Source organism: Geomonas sp. (assembly GCF_056994735.1).
In genome coordinates this window covers 1-2,627 of record NZ_JBXKJL010000300.1, presented here as the reverse complement: position 1 = coordinate 2,627, position 2,627 = coordinate 1, and the positions used below count along the sequence as shown (strand labels likewise).

Here is a 2,627-nt window from a genome sequence, read left to right as displayed (position 1 = left end):
ATGGTGCTTTAATAATGTCTATAATAAAAGTTGCTTGGTTTATTATAATGGCTGTTATTAAAAGTGTAATCAGTTCAATAATAGGAGTTGTTAAGAACGGACTAAGTTTAATAGATGGGGTTATAGACTTATTCTCAAACTTATTTAAAGGTAACTTTAAGGGTGTTTGGGAAGCTATAAAACAAATATTTAAAAGTGCCGTTGGGCTTATATTTAACATAATGAATTTATTGTTCCTAAGTAAAATCAAAGGGTTGTTTGTAGCTTTAAAAACAGGATCGATAGGAGTAGTTACAAGTTTATGGACAGGACTAAAAGGCTTGTTTAGTGGTGGGGTAAGTGCAATATTAATACCTATTAAAAACCTAGTTAGTGTGGCAAAATACGACTTTAATACTTTAAGAATGATAGGAGGAAGTATTTTTCAATCATTACTAAGTGTAGGGCAAATAATGGCTAGAGGTTTGTTAAATGCTATCAAAACTAACGTCGGACTAATACCATCTACTATAAGAAACTTAATGAATACAGCTATTAACGTATTAAAAAATATTAATCTATTCAGCATAGGAAAGAACATGATTCAAGGTTTAATTAATGGTATTAAGAACATGTTGCCAAACATTAAGGATGCCATGAAAGGCATTGCAGTAACAGCTAAAGGCACAGCCGAGAAAAAGCTTGAAATACATTCCCCATCAAGAGTATTTAAAAAAATAGGAGAATACACAGGACAAGGATATGCAATAGGTATATCTAATACAGAAAGAGACACAAAGAACGCTATTAAATCATTAACAGGATCAGCTATTAACAGTGTAGCAGAGCCACAAGCATATTCTAGTGGTAATACTTCTTTTGTGCTTAATATAAATAATCCTACTGTAAGAAATGACCAAGATATTAATGCTTTAACTAAACAAATAGATATAAAATTAAAAGAGTTCGAAAGCAGAAACAGAAGAACAAGAGGGGGTGTTTCAATTGCCTAATATAACATTTAACGGGGTAGCCATACCAACATTCATTAAAGTAACTAAAGTCACTACACAAGCCCTTCCAGACCTCGAGAACAGGACAGTAAAAGCACCAAAGTTAATCGGATTATATGATATGGGTACAACTCTAGGTGGTAAAAAAATAAAGCTTGATTTTACTATATTAAATGATGGGAAATACACAACACAGGATAAACAAGAAATAATAGCAGAATGGCTTAGAGGGGACAACTTCAAAGCCTCTAGGCTTGTCCTACCAGATTTCCCTAACTCTTATTACATGGCAAAGGTTAATAATAATATAGAAGTATCTGACGATATGTATTCTGGAAGTGGGACTATAGAGTTTATATTATTAAACCCTAATAGAATAGACAACAACCCATCAACAGCACTACTATCATCAACAACAACCATTGTAAACTATACAGGAACAGCAGAAATATATCCTGTAATTGTTTGTTATGTAAATCAAGCACAAAGCACTATACAAATAAACTTTTCAAATAGTAAATATAATAACTTTATAAAATTAGTTGGTAGTTTCCAAATTGGAGATGAAATAGCAATAGATTTGAAAACAAAAAGAGTAATTATTAATGGTGTTACAAATATGGCTATTTTAACTTTAGATAGTGGATTCCATAAGCTTATAAAAGGAAATAATACCTATACGAAAACCACAGCAACAAACGTTGATATAAATATTAGTTATTATAAGGAATACTTATAGGGGGTGTTTATATGCTTTATATTTTCAATAACACCGAAACCTTAATTGATATTATAAGTAATGATGGTAACGGAGATTCAATAATATTAAATGATAATTTTAAAAGACAGATAAACAAAGAATGGTCATATACATTTGATGTTAATATTAATAAAATGGTTGAGAAAAACATAAAAGTTAAAAATAAAATAGGCTTTTATGATGAAAACAACAACTTCCAATTATTCACTATAGAAAGAATAGAAGATAGTTTTGGTAGTAATGAAATAAAAACTGTTATTTGCTACCACGATTTTTATAATTTAGGGAATATAGTAATTGTAGATAAGTTATACACTACACCGGCAACAGCCAATACAGTAATGACTTATATATTACAGTATGCTCCTTATAAACTAGGGGATATAACAGACATAGGATCAGCAACAAACAAATTTTCTTTTAAGTATATATCTAAACTAGAAGCCTTAAATGAAGTTGTATCAACCTTTGGATTAGAAGTATCATACAGATTAACACTAAATGCAAATAAAACAGGAATTGCTGAAAGGCTTGTTGATGTTAAAAAGTTAGGAACAAATACAGGAATTAGATTTGACTTTGACCTTAATATTAATGAAATCAAAAGAACAGTAGACACAACAAACTTATTTAATGTCTTATATGGCAGAGGTAAAGAAGGAGAAGTTACAGACAGTTATGGTAATAGAAGAATAACTTTTGCTGATATAGTTTGGACAACACCAACAAACCCAATGGCTAAACCCGTTGGACAATCTTATTTGAAAGATACTGATAGTGTAACAAAGTGGGGACAGTTTGAAGGTGTTTATGACAATGAAACTATAGAGGACAAAGACTTATTAATACTTAGGACCTATCAAAAGCTAATGGAA

3 protein-coding genes are annotated in these 2,627 nt (G+C 30.5%); all 3 read left to right on the top strand.

Annotation, left to right across the window (positions count from 1 at the left end; all coding sequences use genetic code 11):
* Positions 1 to 992, top strand: a 992-nt coding sequence (locus AC11W3_RS13265) for a phage tail protein (RefSeq protein ID WP_484093144.1), incomplete at its 5' end; no start/stop codon positions are given.
* Complete coding sequence (locus AC11W3_RS13260) at positions 985 to 1,731, top strand: distal tail protein Dit (protein WP_484093143.1); 747 nt, start codon at positions 985 to 987, stop codon at positions 1,729 to 1,731. The genes AC11W3_RS13265 and AC11W3_RS13260, both read left to right, overlap by 8 nt.
* Before the next feature lie 11 nt (positions 1,732 to 1,742).
* Positions 1,743 to 2,627: phage tail spike protein (locus AC11W3_RS13255; RefSeq protein WP_484093142.1), on the top strand; the 885-nt coding region annotated here is incomplete at its 3' end.